The following is a 20,350-nucleotide window of genomic DNA, read 5'->3' on the forward strand; positions in this document are numbered from 1 at the left end:
ATATTATTGATGGAATAAGCGAAACTCCTCATCGCTCAGCAGTCTGGAACGAATGATGAACCGCACACCTAATGGAATTTCTAATGAGAAATTTGAGCCTCGTCCGGGAGTCACATCTACAGTCAGGTGCGTATGCTTCCAGTAGTCGTATTGGTCGCGCGACATGTAGAACGGGCAGTCGGCTATGATTCCCAGCTGGATATCGCTTTCTCCCACCTTAAAATCTCCATTCTCAAAACACATAGGTGACGAACCGTCACAACATCCGCCACTCTGATGAAACATCAGTGGCCCATAGCGCTCCTTCAATTGATCTATAATCTTGATGGCATCATCCGTTACACTTATTCTTTGGGTCATATTATCTCCTCTATTGATGAGTGAAATCAGGTGGCTCATTCACTCCTTACTTAACATAATAATGGAACCAGAAACGATTACATGCCCGGGATACTTTCCGGGCATGTCACTCATCACACTTCTGGTGACTTAGAAAAAGCCAAGCTTTTCTTTATCGTAACTGATTAGCATATTCTTGGTATTGCGATAGTGATTTAGCATCATCTTATGGGTTTCACGTCCAAACCCTGACTTCTTATACCCTCCAAATGGTGCGTGTGCCGGGTACGCATGGTAGCAGTTGACCCAAACCCGACCAGCTTTGATGGCACGTGGCATTTGATAGATCTCATGAGCGTCTCTGGTCCAAAGTCCGGCTCCCAGTCCATACAAGGTGTCATTGGCAATCTCCAGGGCTTCTTCCATCGTTTTGAAAGTGGTCACTGAGGTCACCGGCCCGAAAATTTCTTCCTGAAATACCCGCATTTTGTTGTGTCCCTTGAAGATGGTGGGTTTTATATAATAACCATTTTCCAAACCTGAATTGAGCTGAGCTGCCTCGCCCCCGCAGAGTACTTCAGCCCCCTCCTGTTTACCTATGTCAAGGTAAGAAAGGATCTTTTCAAACTGGTCATTAGAAGCTTGTGCTCCCATCATGGTTTCTCCATCCAATGGGTGTCCCATTTTGATGGCATTGGTGCGTGCGATCACCCGCTCCATAAACTTGTCATAAATAGACTCATGTACCAATATCCGTGAAGGACATGTGCAAACTTCGCCCTGATTGAGGGCAAACATAACGGCACCTTCTACGCACTTGTCAAAGAAAGCATCATCCGCGTCGGCAATGCTGGGCATAAAAATATTGGGTGACTTCCCTCCCAGCTCCATGGTTACCGGAATCAGGTTTTCAGAAGCATATTGCATGATCAGGCGTCCGGTAGTGGTCTCCCCTGTAAAAGCCACTTTTGCCACTCTGGGTGAGGTAGCCAGTGGCTTACCTGCCTCCGTACCAAAGCCGGTCACCACATTCAGCACACCCGGAGGCACCACTTCTGCAATCAGCTCCATCAGTACCATGATACTTGTAGGCGTCTGCTCAGCAGGCTTCACCACAGTACAGCAGCCGGCAGCCAGTGCCGGGGCTATTTTCCAGGTGGCCATTAGCAATGGGAAGTTCCACGGAATGATCTGTCCCACCACACCCAATGGCTCCTGCAGGTTGAGACTTACCGTATGTTCGTCATGCTCAGACATGGTGCTTTCATCGCCACGAATCACCCCTGCAAAGTATCTGAAATGATCCACGCAAAGGGGCAAATCAGCAGCCCTGGTTTCACGGAGGGCCTTTCCATTGTCGATGGTCTCCACACGGGCCAGCATCTCCAGGTTTTCCTCTATGATATCTGCAATCTTCAGCAGCACATTGGCCCTGGCAGCAGCTGATGTAGTGGACCAGCTGGAGAAGGCAGTATGCGCGGCATCCAGCGCTTTATTGATGTCTTCCTGATTGCCTCGGGCGGCTCTGGTAAATACCTTTCCATCGATGGGGCTAATGTTGTCAAAGTATTCTCCCGAAGATGGGGCCACCCATTTTCCACCAATGAAGTGATCATATGCGGGCTTAAACGGAGGGCGCTCTACCGCCTTGTGTTCCTTAGTTAATGTTTCCATTTTTTGTAGTCTTTTAGTTTTACCTAAAAGTGCTCCCATTTTACTGATCCCTTTTTGGTGAGCGTCTAAATCCATTTGGTCAGCGTCTCTACTTTGTAATTCTTGTAATTTGAAGGCTTATCTATTCCGCATCCGAGTGATATTATCAATAAAATAGTTTTAAATTTAGAAACTTCACAAACCGGAAAAGCCTTGAGAAAGTACCTGATCGAACGATTTCCGACCCATGACGAAAGGTCGTTATTTACCCTGGTGGAAAACAGGACAGCTTATTCTTATGAAACCTGCGAGCTCAACCTCTTCGAAACCCATGAGCAGGCAGAGAATGTGCACCTGACTTTCGACCATTTTGTGTTGACCAGTATGCTCTCGGGCAAGAAAGTGATGAAGCTGCCACAACGTGCCTCTTTCGAGTATTTACCGGGGGAGTCGGTGATTCTCCCACCGGGCGAAATGATGAATATAGACTTTCCTGAAGCCCGGAAGCTCAACCCCACACAATGCATCGCGCTGACCATTTCCGATGAGGTGATCAAAAAAACCATCGATATGTTGAATGAATACCACCCTAAAGCTTCATCCTGGGGTGATTGGCAGATTGATCCTACCATCTTTCACCTGACTAATAATCTGGAATTGGCAGACACTGTCAACCGCATCGTTCGGATCACTAAAAGTGAGCAGGGAAAAGCCAAGGATATGATGGTGGAGCTGACACTTCGTGAAATGGTCATCAGGCTCATGCAGACACAAGCCAGGGTGATTTTTGAATCTTCTTATTCGGTATTATCCGCCAGCCACCCGCTGGCGGCGGCCATTCGCTTTATTAAATCTAACCTGCGAAATAAAATAGATCTGAGCCGCCTTGCTAACCAGGCTTGCATGAGCCGGGCAAGTTTCTTCAAGAAGTTCAAAGAGACTATGGGGGTCTCTCCCGCTCAGTACATATTAAAAGAGCGCATCAAGCTGGCCTGCCACCATCTAAGTACTTCTGATATGTCCATTACTGAAGTTTGTTTTGCCTGTGGGTTTGAGAATCTCTCTCATTTTGTTACCACCTTCAAGTCGGAAGAAGGTATGACTCCCGGAAGCTGGAGGCTTCACGAAACCAAGTGATTTCATGCAGTTGTGATCAACTAGTCAGTTAATTCTCCACATTGATTCGTTAAAAATGTTTTTATAGCCCTTAAACAAACAAAGCCCGAACATTCGGGCTTTTGATCGTATTTTGCTGGGAATGAATCTCAGGAGGCCAATACTTCGTCACCTTCTCCCTCTACTGGCGTCAGTTCTTTCTCTTCACAGAGATAATCAAAGCAAGCACGCTTCTTTTCATCACTCAGGTCATTCCAGATGGTTTTCAAACTCCTCAGCGGAATGGACACACGCTCTACGGCCAGGGCGGCACTGAATTTTTTCCATCCAAAATCTTTGAACACGCTCTCTTCCTCCAGTAGTTCATCATTATCAATCACCTTATCGCAAATGGACTTGAGGTAGCCATCCAGCTCGTTTTTAGCCAGAATCAATTCATAATCCATTGTATCCTGATTGAGTCTGATGGTATCCACTGCCTTGTACTCTTTCTTGATTTTTTTATAAACCGAATTGATCTCGTCAATGCCGCGGGCTGAAATTTTGATGGTGCTCATTTTTAGGGGTTTTGCAGTAGGTTCATAAAGGTCAACAACTATACATTCGTAAAACAACAGATTTACGCCAACAGGAATAATTCCCTGATGAACAGAAAATATTGGCGGTGGTTTATAAAAAATAAGGTCTGACTTAACAACCTTAATAACGGTGGAGATTAAATGTATAAAAAAAAGCCGTCAAAAGTATTTTTTTGACGGCTTTTTCGTGATTTCGTTGTGAAATTTACATCGAATCAAGTTTTTTATTCATCGCATTGGCCTTTTCTTTCATCTTCAGCTGCGTGTAGATGTAAGCGAGGGTTTCCATTGCTGTTCGGTCAGAAGAATTGATCTCATGTACTTTCTCCCATTGTGGCAGAGCATCTTTCAATTTTTGATTGATGACTGGCTCCAACTCTCTCGCCTTTTTCTGATCTGCCTTGGACATGCCCAGGCTATTGCTTTCTTTGATCGTTTCGTTCGCCTGGTTAATCAGGATTACCCCGTAGTTGAAGTTAGCTTCAAAGTGGTTTGGATCGATCTCAATGGCTTTCAGGTATGCTTTGATCGCACGCTCTTGTTCCTTCAACTCATCATTAATCACCGCCAGGGTAAAGTATAGATTGGCATTGTCAGGTTCACTTTCAATGGCCTCCTCAAGGTTACTTCTGGCCTCATCTATTTTACCCATGTTGATGAGTAGATTGATTCGGTTCTTTTGTAAAGTGCCATCCGAAGGATATTTTCCAAGGGCTTCATCTACCACCGCCAAGGCTGCTTCCTTATCGTCCAAAGCTGAGGTAAGGATGCTCACGTAGTTGTAATACAAATCCTTGCTGGTCGCGCCATTATCGATCGCTAAGCGGTAGTTTTTGGTAGCTGCATCGTACAGCTGGCCATTGTGAGCTGCATAAGCCGCGTTGATATAGGCATTGGTATCATCCGGAACAATGTAGTACGACTTCTCAAAAGCGTCCACAGCCGTCTGATATTCGCTATCCTGAAAGGCCATTACCGCCTTATTGTAGTAATAGGAGTAGTAGTTGCTGATCTGCTGCTCTTTCAAAACTGGAATACCCATCATGCCAGTCACATAATAACCCTTGCCTTCAGGGTCTATTTCATCCGCTTTATTGAATGCTGCTACAGCTTCCTCCAGCGCATTGTCTGAAAGGCTCGCGTATTGCTCATTGGAAGTGGTATCGATGGTAGCGTAAATGAGTCCGCGGTAATACCAGGTTTTCCCGTCATCCTTTACTTTTTCGTATTCGATGGCAGCATCGATGATTGCTTTGGCCTCAGCCAGGTCTCCATTTTCCCGGGCCTGATTGGCCTTGGTGATCTTAGGCTTCTTTTGGGCATAACCTGCAAGGCTTACAACCAATGCCATCATGATTATGTAAGTACGTTTCATTGTCAATTTTATTAAGGTTATCTATTAAAGTTTAGTCTACATTCTCTTCATTAGGGCTCTGAGTCGCTCCTTCTTCTCCTCCCTCCGGCTCATCATCTCCCTCAATATTGGAAATTTTTTCTACCGCTGAGATGGAATCATCATCATTTAGCCTGATCAGTCTCACTCCCTGAGTGGCTCGACCCATCACCCTGAGGCTGGATACTTCGGTACGTATAGCGATGCCCGAACGGTTGATAATCATCAAGTGATCCGTTTCTTCCACATCTTTAATAGCGACCAAAGCACCTGTTTTCTCAGTGATATTCATGGTTTTCACACCTTTACCACCTCGTTTGGTGATGCGGTAGTCAGAAAGATCGGAGCGCTTGCCATATCCGTTTTCTGATACTACCAGGAGGTCTGCCGGCTCCTTATGGTCAACACAGACCATGCCAACCACAAATTCACCCTCTTTCATTTTGATACCGCGCACCCCGGCTGCCATTCTTCCCATTGGCCTTACATCCGATTCGTGGAAGTTGATCGCACGACCAGTGTTCGAAGCAATCACGATGTGATTGTCCCCGTTGGTCAGACGCACATTCAGCAATTTATCGCCTTCATTGATGGTAATCGCATTGATTCCGTTTTGTCTCGGACGACTGTAAGCTTCCAGGGTGGTCTTCTTGATGGTACCGTTTTCGGTACACATGATCAGGAAGTTGTTGTTGATGTAATCTGGATCATCCAGGTTCAATACATTGATCACTGCACGAACTTTATCCGCGGGATCTATATTGATCAGGTTCTGGATAGCCCGTCCCTTAGCAGTTTTGCTGCCTTCAGGAATGGCCCACACTTTGTGCCAGTACACTTTACCAAATTCTGTGAAGATGAGCAGGTAGTTGTGGTTAGTCGCCACAAAGAGGTGCTCCGTAAAGTCGTCACTTTTGAAAGTGGCCGCTTTTGAGCCTACACCACCTCTGTTTTGCGTACGGTATTCGATCAGCGGAGTACGCTTGATGTAGCCCTCACGAGAAATGGTCAAGACCATCTCATCATCAGGAATCATATCCTCAGCGGTAAACTCATCCGCAGCATGCTCTATGTACGTGCGGCGCTCATCACCATAGCGGTCTTTCACTTCCAACAGCTCTGTCTTGATGATTTCCATTCGCTTACCTTCATCGGCAAGAATAGCCTTCAACTCTTCGATCAAAGCCTTCACTTCTTCGTATTCCTTGATGATCTTCTCACGCTCAAGACCGGTCAGTCGCTGCAACCTCATGTCGAGAATGGCGCGTGCCTGAATCTCGCTGAGTTTGAAGTTCTCCATCAGTCCCAGTTTTGCAATCTCCGGATCACGTGAGCTTCTGATCAATTTGATGACTTCATCCAGGTTATCCAGAGCGATCAGATAACCTTCCAGAATGTGTGCCCGCTTCTCTGCTTCCTCCAGCTCGTACTGGGTTCTGCGGATGACCACCTCATGTCGGTGCTCCACATAGTACTTCAATAAGTCCTTGACATTTAATGTCTTAGGCCTACCTCCTACAAGTGCTACGTTATTCACACTAAAGGAAGACTGAAGCTGTGTTTGTTTATAGAGGTTGTTGAGAACGATGTTCGGAATGGTATCCTTTTTCAGTTCATAAACAATCCTCATACCATCTCTGTCCGACTCGTCTCGGATATCAGAGATGCCATCAATTTTCTTTTCATTGATCAGCATGGCAGTCTTCTCGATCATCGATGCCTTGTTGACCATATAGGGGATCTCAGTCACTACGATTTGCTCTCGCCCTGACTTCATGGTTTCTACTTCCGCCTTGGCCCTCATGACCACTCTGCCGCGGCCAGTTTCGAAGGCCGTGCGCACACCCTGATACCCGTAGATGATACCACCTGTCGGGAAATCCGGTGCTTTGATATGCTGAGTGAGTTCTTCGATGGTAATGTCATTGTTGTCAATGTAGGCAACAGCGCCATCCACCACTTCTGACAGGTTATGAGGGGCCATGTTGGTGGCCATCCCCACCGCGATTCCACTGGCTCCATTGAGCAGCAGGTTGGGCAGCTTGGCGGGAAGTACCGAGGGCTCCTTCAGACTATCGTCAAAGTTGGGTGAGAAATCAACAGTATTCTTATTGATATCCGCCAGCATTTCTTCTGCAATACGCTTCAGTCTGGCCTCAGTATATCGCATCGCTGCCGGTGAGTCACCGTCTACCGATCCAAAGTTACCCTGACCATCGACCAACTGATACCTGAGTGACCAGGGTTGCGCCATACGCACCATGGTATCATATACTGCTGTATCGCCGTGTGGGTGGTACTTACCCAGTACCTCTCCTACGATCCTGGCTGATTTCTTATAGGGCTTGTTATAGTTCACTCCCAATTCCAGCATTCCATAGAGAATACGCCTGTGAACCGGCTTAAGACCATCTCTTACATCGGGCAAGGCACGTGAGATGATTACCGACATTGAATAATCAATGTAGGCTCCTCTCATTTCATCTTCTATGTTGATTGGGATAATGTTCTGCCCCGGGTAGGTTCCTGACTCTCCTTCAGGTAGGTTTTCACTATCGTCTGACATGAAAAAGCTTTAAAAGTTTACCTTAAAAACAAGTCGCAATTTAAGCAATTTTTTTCGGTCTGAACTGCTTTAATAGGGGTCTATTTTTCTCCTGTTCTTCAACTTGTAACGCCATAGTCTGCGGTGGTTTTCGCCCACTTTTGGATTCTGCTTTTTCCACATGGGTTGACCCCTCACTTCCATGAGTCTTCCGCTGGCAGGATCAGTGATTACATGCTTCAATTGTACGTGATCACTGGCCATAGGAGACCTTGGTATTTCCGGGATATTAATGCTGATTCCCACCTGGACCATGAAGGCAGAATTGGTATGGCGGATGCTGGATGCATCGGGCAGATTGATGACATAGCTTTTGATGTCATAGCTGGGGCGTATCACCACCCTGAAATACTCAGAAAGGTTATGCTCAATGTTTACCCCTATGTTGGTATAAAAATTCTGACCAATCCCAATGGCGTTGGTATTTATCTCTTTCCCCGGTTTAGCCCGGCCCAGTTGCACCTCCAGCACAAAGGTGTAATCCCAAAACTCATAAAATTCATAGCCCATCATTCCAAAATACTTGATGTAATGGGTTTGTTTAAAATCTGGCTCGTACGGGCGAATCACTTCCTGATACACGGATGGTTTGAGGGGAGTCATGTAGTGTCTCTCATACTGAAAGCCCAACCCGATTCGAAATTTCTGAAAATCGTAGTGTGCTGAGGCCATGACGGGAACCGTAGAAGCAATAGATGAGAAGCTCAGTCCCATGGTATCGGCATCCCCGATGAACTGTCTGTTCCTTAGGTCTGGATTGTTGACCGGGTTTTCCAGGTAATCATATGGCACATCAAAGACATCATCCAGATTCACTTCTTCTCCGGCTGTGGGATTGCTCATCCAGTGCTGATAACCAGAAAATACCGGTCCCAACTCATTCTGTTTGCTGAGAATCAGCTGATTTTCACCATCCTGATAAAAGTAAAATCCGGCCAGATCATGTTTGTAATTGGTGGCCGCGTATCCTGTGGAGACCGTCCACCCTATTTTGTTGGCCAGTACACGAAAGGGAGACCTGTAGATATCATATTTCTGATAGATATCCTGTGCCTGCGCAGCAGACCACTGATAAGCCATGAGAAATGTGCATACAAATATGAAGAGCCTACGCAATACGATCCTGTTTGAATTCTAAAATTAGGGATAATATGAATCAATTGATACCAATCACCTCAATTTCGAAGACCAAAGGTGTATAGGGCGGTACTTTTGACGCATAGGATGGTATTATTTCAAGATCAGCCACCTCTGAAGTGATGTTGTGCGGGATCACCACGGCACTTTCTCGATAGGCAAGGTAAGAAGGGATTACAATCAGCGCTCGCTCCTGAAGCTGCATGCGCTGCACGCCAGTCTCAAAACCTGGAATCACCGAACCAGCGCCTAAGTAAAATTCAAATACGCTGGCGTTGGGCGCCCGGTCGAAGACAGTTCCATCCAAAAAACGCCCTTCATAAGTGACCGAAATAAACTGCCCGCTCTGGGGAGTCGCTCCGGTACCGGCCTTCAGCCGCTTGTAGACCATTCCGTTGGCAAGCATCTCAGGTTGATTGAGCGGATAAGTCACCGTATCCCTCAGGTTATTGTCTGTGACATAATCCGCGATGGCTGAGACCTCAGCATCCAGTATGTCATTTTCTGATCGGACATCCAGCAGTTCAAGCTCCACCGCCATGGTGGCTCCCGCTGGGATCAATACATTGGGGAAGGCATGATCACCATAAGCCAAATAAGAAGGCAGCACAAAACCCCACTTCTCCCCTTCTTTCATATAACTCAGGGCTTCATCGATCCCGATTGGGTAAATAGCATTGGCATTCTTCTTCACCACCACCGTATCTAAACTGCGAATGCTGGTAGAAGCAGAATCCGCACCCAGGACCCATATCTTGTAGGAAATAGAAAGCACAAAACCCGCTGATGGCACCCCTCCTGCTCTGATAGGGTACGCATATAAGCCGGATTCACTTATGCTCACATCCACGTCCAGTGAATCAAAATGCGCCTGAATCCGGGCTTCTTCCTCCGCTACAGTATCTACCTCATCCTCCTTGCAGGAGATGAATGATAAGATGAGCAGAACCATGATAAAGGGTGGAAAATTCTTCATTAAAAGCCAAAACGAACGAATGCACAAAAGATTATGCTTCGAAATTACGCTTTTTGATCAAAGGTTTTGCAAAACATCTGGAAGACTGGCAACTTATTCAATCCCATCTGCTCACCAATTTTGAGCATTTGCAAATATTCGTTGCGCCCGATGTGGCGATTGGTACTGATGATTTCTTCATCGTTCTCCAAAAAGAAACTGGCGATAAACCGGATCAGAATGTATGGGGTATTAAGCACAGCCTTTTTATACTCAGGGTACGTTACCTCAGCTTCCTCATCAAACTTTTTCTTTTCCAGCCGCTCCATATCGAAAGATACGTGCATGGCCACCTTCAGTACATTGAAGAACTTATCAGACCAGATATCATATTTCTTCAACAAGAACTTCATGGCATATACCACAGGATCCTTTTTCATGAAATACCCGCCTTTCGAAAGTTTTCGGGCTTTCTTATTCAGCGCTAACTCCTCGAATAGACTCACCGTGCCATCCGCCAGCGCAATACCCACCGTTGGAGCCATCATGATCAGGGAAAAGAAGTCATGGTCGCTGATCTCCAGATAAGGCGCTTCATTTTTGCAAAAATCTTTCTTTAAGGCCTGGGTAGCTTCCAGTACCTCAGGAAGCTCAACCATGGTTTCTATTTCATATTCCGTGAACATATTCTGGTCTCTGTTTGGATTCGTTTGCCTGAAAATAACAAAATTCTTGTCGTAATTAAAACCTTCGGGTAAATAGGGCTCCTTCTTTCAATCTCACCACCATGAAGGTTAAACTTAATAATTTAGATTTCTGCCCGTTCAGGGGTCTTTTTGACTATAAGGGGTGCATTATTACCAAACCCGGAAAACATCAACATCATCTGATATAAATAAAAAAAGGACTGAATCTCAGTCCTTTTTCTCATCTCTATTCTGTATCGCCGGTGCTCTCTTCCTGCTCCGAAGATTCGGTCTGCAGTTGGGCATATATCTCATCATACCTGGCCTTCACTGTTTCATCCTTCTTAAGGGCAGTTTTCACTTTGTTGTAAAGCCCTGCTCCAATGTCATCTTTAATTCGTGACACATATCTTTCTTTGAATTTCGCGGCTTTGTCATCGATTCTGTTTCTAATGGCGGTATATACTGCCACCTGAGCCTCTGTAGCTTCGACACTCTCCAATTCACCCTTTTTGTCAGCTTTGCTCAACTCGTTGTACTGGGCATTGGTGAGGTCTGTGTTCTCCAACCAAATGGCTACTGAATCACTCACCACACTGCTCAGCGCTGCCTTTTCGTTTTCTGCCCATACCATCACAGAGGCATAAGTCGTTAGTTCTTCATCTGTAAAAGTGTCTTCCTGAGCCCAACCAACTACACCTACCAATAGGAACAACATCATTGTTACTGCTTTCTTCATCATATCATTTTTTAAGTTTTCACATTCAAACAGCTGGCAAGTTTATGAAAGCCTGGCCAAAAATGACAGTAAAAAAGCACTAACGTTTGTATTCCAGGGATTGAAATGAATGAAAAAGGGTTTCTCCCTTGGCTGCCGTAAAGGAAAAATCCTGGGTGGACGTGGCGCCGGAGCTACTGATGGTCTTGAGTGTCACCGTATTTTCACCGGTATTGAGCGGCACGCGACTATAGTAAATGTCGTGTGGTATGGTTTGCCAGTTTCGGGTGTCAGCCTTTTCAGTACTGGCATTGAAGATGCCCACCATCAGCGACAAGCCCTCTCGGATAGCTTCTTCACGTCGTTCCTCTTCGGTCTTCTTCTCTCCACTGTCTCCCTGAGGGCCCCTGATGGCCATCTCCACAGCCTTCTTAGTGGCCGCTCTCAATAGTCCCTTAGCCAGCTCCTGCATCATCCGCTCCTCCAGAGTTTTGAACGCAATGGCATTAACATCCTCGGCCAGCTCCAGTGGATAGCGTGTCTGATTCGTTTCCAGTACTGCTCGTTGAAAATAAGGTTTACGCTCCTCATACTTTGGAAAAGCCACTCTGAACAATCGCAGATCAGTCAGTTGAGACTTTTGATCCGGCCCGCTAATGGCATAAGGGAAACTGAAATTGTGTTCATCATTCACAAAGGTGACAAAACCATCGCCCCCATCTACAGCGGTAAAATTGATAGACCATTCTGATTTGACAGGACCTAGCCCATTGTGCCAGAAAAACACCAATTCCTGAGATGCGGCCGGGCTATATTTCATATTGAACTTACGCTCGTAAAAATCCAGCTCAGTATAAAAACCATTCAGATGAGCAGCGCGGAGCAAATCCTGCTTAAGTTGGTTTGGGGCATCCAACCCAAACAATCGCTTATAGTCGCCTTCATAGATGTTGTAGGCATTTCGGTAGGCAATGAACGCATTGTTGATCTCGCCACTGGCCTCATAGATGATGCCCATAAGGTTGTGCACAAAGGCATCCTCCTTGTATTTATTATCCGATTTATACTTGTCGCTGAGCTCGTTCTGTCGGTTGACTAAGCGTCGGCACTCTACGAGTGCCGACTCATAATCTTTCATTTTCAGAAAATTCAACGCTTTGTAGTACAGCAGTAACAAATGCTCATGATCTTCTCCCGGATACACGATGGTATTGGGGTTGACCAGGAATGAGGCAGCAATGCTGGCGTAGTTTTTTTGATAATCCTCACCAAACAAGTAAGCCTTCTCCAGCCATTCATTGCTTTCTTCCAGGTTTCCAAGCATGCTATTCACTACACCCTGATTGGCAAAGTAGAGGAATTGGGCCTTTTTCTTAGCCGCCTGCTTGTTGCTGTTCAGCACCCGCTCAGCCGCTTCCAGATTACCCTGCTCAAAACTCTGATTGAACTCAGAATTGATCTGATAATAAGTAGCACATGAGAAGGTAGAACAGGCCAGAAAAATGATACTGGCTGCCTTAATCCATTTGACGTTCACGCGGTGTTGTGGATTTAATTTTTGATGAATTTTTTGATCTCCTTGTCTCCTATCCAGACTTTTTCGTTGGTTTCGAGGTTGGCCAATTCGAGGTTTACTTTGTAATTGACCACCTTCTCATTCTTATAGGAGTCAGTCACAGCGGTGATTACACCAAACATCATAAAGTCAGCTCCGAGTTCTCTGCCCCATTTCGATTGAGTTTCCGGTGAAGCAAATTCACCCTGGTCTGCACGTTCTTCACGCAGTTTTTCTCTGAAGACCGCATTCTGGACAATTCTCACCATTCCTGAATTGATAAACTCCCGCTCTACGTCCTTGATGAAAGTTTCCGGCTCAATGTATTCAGACGTTTTGTTTTGGATCATGCCTACGATCACCACAGGCTTACGTCCATTCGCACGACTGAAATCTTCTCTCCAGGGTCTGTTCAGTACGTCATTGATCATTTCGTCCGCCACCAGCTTAGAATCGGTATCGTTCCATCGACCACTCAGGTCTATTTGCTGATCTGGGCTCACTCTCGTGACCGTACGATTGGTACATGCTACGGCGATGCTTACCAGTACCAACATTAAAAAGGTGTGTTGAATTTTCATGATTTTGTTAAGTTTTTGAATTTGAATAAACCGCAGTATTAGACGTAAAACTAATGCTAAAGTTCTGCTGTGAGCTTAATATTCAAAAACCTTGCCGATAATGAGTTGGGGATGGCAAATTGGGCACCATTTACATCTTCTATCCAGGTATAGGACAGCGTATTATCAGCTGCAAACGCATTGAGCACTTCCAGACGCACCCAGAGCTTATTGAAGAAATTATTGATGGAAAGATTAAATTGTTTGGAGAGGCCGAGATCGGCCCGATAGTACTCGTCTCCACTGAAGGCATTTCTGAGGTCTTCTCTATTGGGTGGCCCAAAAGGGTAACCCGAGCCAAAGACCAGATTCAGGTAGACCCTGAGCGTGGGATCTCCGGGCATATGGTCCTCGAAATAGGCGGCGAGGTTGATCCGCTGATCACTCGGGCGTCTGATAAAACCCTGTCCATCGTCTTCGATGTTTTCCTGAGTTTGCAAAAAGCCAAGGCTGAACCAAGACTGAGTCCCTTTCACAAACTCACCATTGATCCTGAAATCCAGGCCACGAGCGAAGGCAGTGCCTGTCTTATCCGAATAGTACCTCAGCCGCACATTGTCTATATCGTAGGGAATGATGTCAAATAGCTGCTTGTGGTAGACATCTGTGGTGAACAAAAATGGACGGCCCCACATGTAGAACAGCCTGGTAAAGCCTGCAATCAGGTGAATGGACTTCTGCGCATAGACGTTGGATCTGAGCTCACCATCGAACCCTCGGAGTTCACGGTAAAAAGGAGGCTGCTGATACAGGCCGGTAGCGACCTTGAATGTCGTGAAATTAGCCCACTTGGGTGCCCACCGGTAGGATACTCTGGGACTGATCAGGATTTGACCATTGTAATCCCAATAGGTCGCCCGAACTCCCGAACTAATGGCATGCACCGAGTCATTCCACAAAAAAGTGTTTTGAACGTAGGCAAAATACTGTCGCGTGCTCAGATTGATGTCATTAAAAACTGAATTGGTCAGATGCACATAATCGGAAGAGTCTATAAAGGAATATTCATTGATGTGATCATTGATTTGCTGAAACGTAACCCCTGCTCCACCCTCCAACACATGATTCACATTGAGTAAATATTCCCACCTGCTTTCTAAGGTTTGAATGCTAGCTTCCAGGTCGTTTCGTCCGTAATCATAGTTGGTACCAATGCCGCGAACCACCACACACTCATCAAATGACGAGGAGTTGGGGTTGTTGTTGACATCACAGAGGCGGTAAGCCCCTTCCACATCAAATTGCTCCTTCTCTGAAGTAAACATGGAGGAACCTATGAAGTGCGTTCGCAAGCGTTCGTTGAAGCGATGTGTCAATCTGAATCCGCTCTGATAGGTATCATAGCGCATGATTTCCCTTCCGATGAAAGCCGTTTGCAGCCTGAAATTTTGCTGTACGGATCCAAAATCGGTGGTTTGAGAGACCGGTTCGGTGAGGTACCTGTTGCGCCCATAACTCAGGAGGATATTCAGCTTGGTTTTGTTGATGTATTGTGATTTATTCCCTGACAAGTCAAAGGTGAAAAGGGACTGAATATCGGTATAGGTAGGAAAATATTGTCCCTTGGTTTCCAGGGTGTTTAGCAGGTACCTGGAATCCCGGTGTCTGGCCCCGATCAGGTAAGACATCTGATTGGTTTTGCCTCCGGCATAGGCTGTACCGCCCAATAAACCTATGGTCACAGCGCTCTCAATACTATCCGGCTCTTTGTACTCGATATTGAGGCTACTGGAAAGCTTATCTCCATATTTGGGCTCCCACCCCCCTGCATAAAACTCTATATCCTGCACCATGTCAGGATTGACAAAACTCAACCCTTCCTGACGCCCAGCATTGGACAGAAATGGTCGGTAAACCGGCATATCGTTCACATAGACAAGATTTTCATCAAAATTGCCACCACGAACGGAGTATGCCGAACTGAGCTCATTGTTACCAGACACCCCAGGAAGCGTCACAAGTACTTTATTGAAGTCTCCAAAAGTGGAGGGCAAACTTTTGGCGGATTTGGCATCTACTTTCTGAACATTCACAACTTCACTTTCCCGTAGCCCCTTGTCTTCAATCTGGACATCCTGGAGCCGGGTGGTGCCCTCCTTCATTTGTATCTCAACTGTTTTGTCTTGCTCCAGGGTATAGGCCACTTCCACCGGCTCATACTGAACGTGTGTAAACTGCAGGGTAACATTCCCCGTAGGCACCCTCAGTTCAAAGGCTCCTTCAATATCTGAAATAGCCCCCTGACTGGTACCTTTTAGTAGTATCGATACGCCGGGAACTTCCTCGCCATTGTCATCCAGGATTTTGCCTGAGATCAGTACCGACTGAGCCATCAGCTGGACACCCAGTAGCATTAAAAGAAAAGTGAGAACCGGCTTTATATGCATTCCGGTTACTAAACGTTTTTGAGAGAGATAATTGTCTGCTTAGGATCCGCAGATTGAAAAACAAAGCTTCCGGCCACCAACATATTGGCTCCTTTTTGAATCAGCGCAGCGGCATTTTCAGAAGTGACCCCTCCATCCACTTCGATCAGTAAGTCCGGGTTGATGTTAGCCGCCATAGAAGCCAGCTGCTCTACCTTGGCAAAGGTGTGAGGAATAAACTTCTGGCCTCCAAATCCGGGATTTACGGACATTATTAGTACCAGGTCCAGGTCTGCCAGCAGATCTCCCAATACTGATACGGGAGTATGTGGATTGAGCGCGACACCTGCTTTAATGCCCATAGACTTTATCGTAGCAATAGTCCGGTGAAGATGCACAGCCCCTTCATAATGCACGGTGATGATCTTGGCGCCACTGTTTTTGCACGCTTCCAGATAAGGGTCCACGTGGCTAATCATCAGGTGAAAATCCAAAGGTTTTTTAGCATGACGGGCGATGGCCTCCGTCACCGGAAACCCAAAGGAAATGTTGGGGACAAACACCCCATCCATGATGTCAATATGAATATAATCTGCTTCACTCTCATTGAGCATTTCTACATCCCGCTGGATATTGGCAAAATCTGCAGCCAGCATAGAGGGAGAAATCAGACATTGTTTCATATTCTAAATCTTTTTCAATTGAACTGTTTTCTTGAATTTCCTGGACCTGAGTGACAAAAAATAGGTTCCACTTCGGAGGTTATTTACTTCGATCTCCAATTTACGAGGCAGCGCCTTTGTAGAAATCTCCCGAACATATAGCTCTCTGCCCTGTATGTCGTAAAGTGATATTTCCACCTTGTTGTCAAACTCAAGGTTTCCAAAGTTAATAGTAATGATGTTATCGCGAAATGGATTGGGATATACCTTGAAAGTAGTATCAGTGACTGCAATGGGATAATGCGGAATACCGTAACCATAGAGGCTATCGGGAGCAAAGGCTTTATTGGCTGATTTTTTAATGGCCTCTATCACTTCTTGGTTGCTCCATCCGGGATTGGCCTGCCAGATTCCTGCGGCATAGCCTGCTATCTGAGGCGAAGCAAAACTGGTTCCGTTTCCTGTGGAAATCACCCCATCGTCTCCAGATACATAGAAAATGGTGGTGAATGCTCCCATGGCCATCACGTCAGGCTTCACCCGACCATCCGAGGTGGGACCTACCGAACTAAAACTGGACCGTGACCCATCCGGGTTCACACTACCGACTGCTAACACACCCGGAGCATCAGCAGGGCTGGTCACATACTTCCAGGAGCCATTCCCCTCATTGCCTGCACTCACTACCACTATGATTCCTCTTTCCACGGCCATCTCGGCAGCCTGGGAGACCACGGTAACCTTACCGTTCATATCCTGGTAGTTATAATTCATGGTTTTATCCGAAAAGGTGGAGTAACCGAGCGAACCGTTGATCACATCTGCTCCGGCACTGTCGGCATACTCAGCGGCCAGAAGCCAGTTATATTCCTCTATCCGATACTCACTCTTGATGTCTTCAGTCACACATAATAGGAACGAGGCATTTGGTGCTGTACCCGAAACATCCTCTCCATATGAACTGGCGATGCAGGATAATACAGCACTTCCATGATCATCAAACTGGAAAACATTGCCCGAATTGGAAATAAAATCCTTCGTACCCAACAATCGATCTTCAGTGAAGATGTGTTCAAAAGGTTCGTATTCATTGACACCCATAAAGCCATCATCAAACACCGCGATGATCATCCCCTCGCCTTTGTAACCCTCGGCATGCATTTCGTCAGCTCCTATAAGCCCGAGCTGTGCTCTGGTAGTCGATGTTACCCGGGAAGGCGCCTTAAACTCAGCCACGTTGGCCGTGGCTACCCGGGCATCAGAAAGTCTTTCCCCTTTAGCGATGTATTCCACACTGTCCACATATGCCAGTTGTGTGACCTGTATCAACTCATCATTTGTCATCTGCACCAATGCCGCATTGAACCACCTGCTGGTATAATAGACCTGTGCTCCAGTACTGCGCACGCCTGCTACATAGGTGGCATTCACAGGGAGATCTTTTTCTGTAATTGCAATCCCCATGCGGGAGCGTCGAGAGATGGCCCTTTCGCTCAGAAAGGCCTCCGGCTGGTCGATTGAGAAAGAAACTCCCTCCTTATCAGAAAAGAATACCATGTATCGATCCTTCTGGGAAAACACCAGGTGCCCGCACAACACAATCGCCAATACCAGCAGATGCTTAATTTGGGCCATATCCTACTAAATTCTGTTTCAAAATTCTACCGCTTTGTATTTCTCCCAACTCTCCACAATTGGCGCTGCAAAATTGAAAAGTAACATAATCCTTTTCTACCAATCCTATTCCTTTGGCGTACGTCTCCCTGCGCTCATCCTGATTCACTATATTTTCCTCAATGTCCTCAATAATCACCTCAATGAATTCTGATGCACCGGTAGATTGAAGATGAGCTGTCTCAGACAAAGCCTGATAATAATACATCTTTTCCGGTTGAGAATTGAATGCATTTCCATCCCATCTTTTTCCTACGATCACCGGAAAGGCCAATTTAGCATACGGGATGTTATTTTCAGTAACAATCATGATCTCCTTAAAACGCTGCAGCGTCCAGACCGAATCAAGTTTCCAATCAATAGAATCAGTGCTTTTGAACCTCTCTACCAGATACTTAACCGTACCATCCCCGCTGATGAGGGAGTCGGAGATGACTTCATTCAGGAAATATCTGGAAGTGTCACCACCAAATGCTCCAAAATTGATCTCCTCAACCCAATAAGTTCTGTACTGCCCCATTTCTACCGGAAAAAAATCATAACCCGGCGCTATACTGATCGCACTCGGCTCCTCTTCACAAGAGAAGAGAAGCAATAGAAATATCAGTATCAGAGAATTGCGCATCATACAAAAATAATATGCTACCTGTTAGAAATAGCAGGCATGCCCATTGGATTTTCCTGTCTGAAGCTGGATTTGATCCAACCACCACCGATCACGTCATTACCTTCATAGAAAACCGCAGCCTGGCCGGGTGCGATGGCTTTCACGCCATTCCCAAAATAGACCTTCATGGTATCTCCAATCTGCTCAATCACGGCAGGTGTACCGTTATCATTGTACCGCACTTTGGTGACCGTATCTTTCCGCTCCCCTTCAATACTCGCGTATTTCTGCATTGTCAGGTTCTTTACATACATGCCATCCCGCGATAGTTCATCGAAAGTTCCGAGTACCACACGATTGGTATCCTTCTGTATTTCAGTGACATACACAGGGTATCCTAATGCAATCCCTAATCCTTTTCTCTGACCTACGGTGTAGAACGGAAACCCTTCGTGAGTACCCACTACGGTACCATCTTCCAGGACAAACTCACCGCCTTTCACCTGCTCTTCCAAACCATCCACTCGCCTTTTCAAGAAGCCCCGGTAGTCATTGTCTGGCACAAAGCAGATTTCGTATGATTCCGATTTAGATACGAGCTCATGGAAACCACGCTCTGTGGCCATTTCCCTGATTTGAGATTTGTGCAGATGCCCTAAAGGATATTTGGTTCTGCTCAGGCTCTCCTGAGAGATTCCCCACAGGGCATATGATTGATCCTTGTGCTCATCTTTCCCTTTGGAGATCACATAGCGATCATTTTCGTGCCTCACATTGGCGTAATGCCCGGTAGCGATAAATTCACAATCCAGCTTATCCGCCCTGCGAAGCAGAGAGTCCCATTTGATGTGGGTATTGCAAAGCACACATGGGTTAGGCGTTCTGCCTTCCAGATACTCGCTGGTGAAATGATTGATCACATAATCACCAAATTCTTCTCTGATGTCAACAATGTAATGTGGGAAACCAAGACTGACGGCAATGTTTCTTGCGTCGTTGATGGAGTCGAGGCTGCAACAGCCTGTTTCTTTTTTGGATCCTCCTGAAGTCTGATAATCCCATGTCTTCATGGTCATCCCGATGACTTCATATCCTTCTTCGTGTAGCATCACTGCGGCCAGTGAGCTGTCTATGCCGCCACTCATGGCAACAAGTATTCTTCCGTGTTTACTCATAATGCGCTTCGCGAGGTTGAAAGCCTCGTTTACGGTTCGACAAAAAATCCCTTCAAAACTGAACGAGACCTATAAAAAAAGAACGGATACTTCCGTTCTGTTGCAAAGATAGCAGCTCAGGGACACCTATCCCCTATAACCATCCAATAACTTTATATTCAGGGTGATAAACGGTATTAATTGAGTTTGGAAATCAACTCCACCACGGCATCTTCCTTACTTCCTGCAAACCCTTCCAACAGCTCCCCATTTTTGAAAACAGCAAAGTAGGGCAAATTGGTCACGCCACCGGCACGTCGGGCTTCGGGACTCTTTTCAGCATTGACATCCAGAAAGGTCACTCCTTCGAATCGCTCATCATTGGAAAGTCTTTTAAATTTTGGTGAAAAAAGACGGCAGTTGCCACACCAATCCGCAAAGTATTTCACCACTACTTTCTCATTGGAAGTAATTACATTTTCAAAATCATTATCTGTGATCAGATCAACTGCCATATTCCTGTTTTTTTTGG

Annotated in this window: 18 protein-coding genes; 1 reads left to right on the forward strand and 17 read right to left on the reverse strand. The window is 46.0% G+C overall.

Annotated elements, in window-relative coordinates; all coding sequences use genetic code 11:
• Nucleotides 1-3: 3 nt before the first annotated feature.
• Nucleotides 4-360 carry a DUF779 domain-containing protein gene (locus tag ACHKAR_RS08105; RefSeq protein WP_395417299.1) on the reverse strand — a complete coding sequence of 119 codons (357 nt, stop codon included), beginning with the start codon at nt 358-360 and terminating at the stop codon, nt 4-6.
• Nucleotides 361-489: 129 nt separating this feature from the next.
• On the reverse strand, nt 490-2,013 hold the full coding sequence (locus ACHKAR_RS08110) for an aldehyde dehydrogenase family protein (RefSeq protein WP_395416969.1): 1,524 nt from the start codon (nt 2,011-2,013) through the stop codon (nt 490-492).
• Between the two features lie 192 nt (nt 2,014-2,205).
• Here ACHKAR_RS08110 and ACHKAR_RS08115 point away from each other — a divergent pair, with 192 nt between their 5' ends.
• Nucleotides 2,206-3,129 carry an AraC family transcriptional regulator gene (locus ACHKAR_RS08115; protein ID WP_395416970.1) on the forward strand — a complete coding sequence of 308 codons (924 nt, stop codon included), beginning with the start codon at nt 2,206-2,208 and terminating at the stop codon, nt 3,127-3,129.
• A 128-nt stretch (nt 3,130-3,257) separates the two neighbouring features.
• Here ACHKAR_RS08115 and ACHKAR_RS08120 read toward each other — a convergent pair whose 3' ends face one another.
• The 15 genes from ACHKAR_RS08120 to ACHKAR_RS08190 form a co-directional block, all read right to left on the reverse strand.
• Nucleotides 3,258-3,665, reverse strand: coding sequence for a hypothetical protein (locus tag ACHKAR_RS08120; RefSeq protein ID WP_159579751.1), 408 nt, complete (start codon nt 3,663-3,665; stop codon nt 3,258-3,260).
• A 226-nt stretch (nt 3,666-3,891) separates the two neighbouring features.
• A complete protein-coding gene (locus ACHKAR_RS08125) occupies nt 3,892-5,061 on the reverse strand; it encodes a tetratricopeptide repeat protein (RefSeq protein WP_395416971.1) in 1,170 nt (389 codons plus the stop codon).
• A gap of 31 nt (nt 5,062-5,092) precedes the next feature.
• Nucleotides 5,093-7,645 carry a DNA gyrase subunit A gene (gene gyrA, locus ACHKAR_RS08130; protein WP_159579747.1) on the reverse strand — a complete coding sequence of 851 codons (2,553 nt, stop codon included), beginning with the start codon at nt 7,643-7,645 and terminating at the stop codon, nt 5,093-5,095.
• Between the two features lie 69 nt (nt 7,646-7,714).
• Nucleotides 7,715-8,800, reverse strand: a complete 1,086-nt coding sequence (locus ACHKAR_RS08135; RefSeq protein ID WP_395416972.1) for a hypothetical protein — start codon at nt 8,798-8,800, stop codon at nt 7,715-7,717.
• 40 nt (nt 8,801-8,840) lie between these two features.
• Entirely contained in the window at nt 8,841-9,797 is a 957-nt protein-coding gene (locus tag ACHKAR_RS08140) for an FKBP-type peptidyl-prolyl cis-trans isomerase (protein ID WP_395416973.1), read from the reverse strand.
• Between the two features lie 44 nt (nt 9,798-9,841).
• Nucleotides 9,842-10,462 carry a hypothetical protein gene (locus ACHKAR_RS08145; RefSeq protein WP_159579741.1) on the reverse strand — a complete coding sequence of 207 codons (621 nt, stop codon included), beginning with the start codon at nt 10,460-10,462 and terminating at the stop codon, nt 9,842-9,844.
• Nucleotides 10,463-10,709: 247 nt separating this feature from the next.
• Nucleotides 10,710-11,204 (reverse strand): hypothetical protein, encoded by a 495-nt coding sequence (locus tag ACHKAR_RS08150; RefSeq protein ID WP_395416974.1) that lies wholly within the window; start codon nt 11,202-11,204, stop codon nt 10,710-10,712.
• Between the two features lie 76 nt (nt 11,205-11,280).
• Nucleotides 11,281-12,717, reverse strand: a complete 1,437-nt coding sequence (locus ACHKAR_RS08155; RefSeq protein WP_395416975.1) for a COG3014 family protein — start codon at nt 12,715-12,717, stop codon at nt 11,281-11,283.
• 14 nt (nt 12,718-12,731) lie between these two features.
• Nucleotides 12,732-13,316, reverse strand: coding sequence for a penicillin-binding protein activator LpoB (locus ACHKAR_RS08160; RefSeq protein WP_159579737.1), 585 nt, complete (start codon nt 13,314-13,316; stop codon nt 12,732-12,734).
• A gap of 56 nt (nt 13,317-13,372) precedes the next feature.
• The gene (locus tag ACHKAR_RS08165) at nt 13,373-15,709 is read right to left on the reverse strand and encodes a TonB-dependent receptor (RefSeq protein ID WP_395416976.1); all 2,337 of its coding nucleotides are present in this window, start codon (nt 15,707-15,709) and stop codon (nt 13,373-13,375) included.
• Nucleotides 15,710-15,750: 41 nt separating this feature from the next.
• Nucleotides 15,751-16,404 (reverse strand): ribulose-phosphate 3-epimerase, encoded by a 654-nt coding sequence (gene rpe / locus ACHKAR_RS08170; protein WP_395416977.1) that lies wholly within the window; start codon nt 16,402-16,404, stop codon nt 15,751-15,753.
• Nucleotides 16,405-16,407: 3 nt separating this feature from the next.
• Nucleotides 16,408-18,018, reverse strand: coding sequence for a S8 family serine peptidase (locus tag ACHKAR_RS08175; protein WP_395416978.1), 1,611 nt, complete (start codon nt 18,016-18,018; stop codon nt 16,408-16,410).
• A complete protein-coding gene (locus ACHKAR_RS08180) occupies nt 18,005-18,685 on the reverse strand; it encodes a hypothetical protein (protein WP_395416979.1) in 681 nt (226 codons plus the stop codon). Before ACHKAR_RS08180 ends, ACHKAR_RS08175 begins: the two co-directional genes overlap by 14 nt.
• 14 nt (nt 18,686-18,699) lie before the next feature.
• Nucleotides 18,700-19,839 (reverse strand): tRNA 2-thiouridine(34) synthase MnmA, encoded by a 1,140-nt coding sequence (gene mnmA, locus ACHKAR_RS08185; protein ID WP_395416980.1) that lies wholly within the window; start codon nt 19,837-19,839, stop codon nt 18,700-18,702.
• Nucleotides 19,840-20,015: 176 nt separating this feature from the next.
• Nucleotides 20,016-20,333, reverse strand: coding sequence for a thioredoxin family protein (locus ACHKAR_RS08190; RefSeq protein ID WP_159579725.1), 318 nt, complete (start codon nt 20,331-20,333; stop codon nt 20,016-20,018).
• Nucleotides 20,334-20,350: the final 17 nt, after the last annotated feature.

This window comes from Marinoscillum luteum (assembly GCF_044005705.1).
GTDB lineage: Bacteria > Bacteroidota > Bacteroidia > Cytophagales > Cyclobacteriaceae > Marinoscillum > Marinoscillum luteum.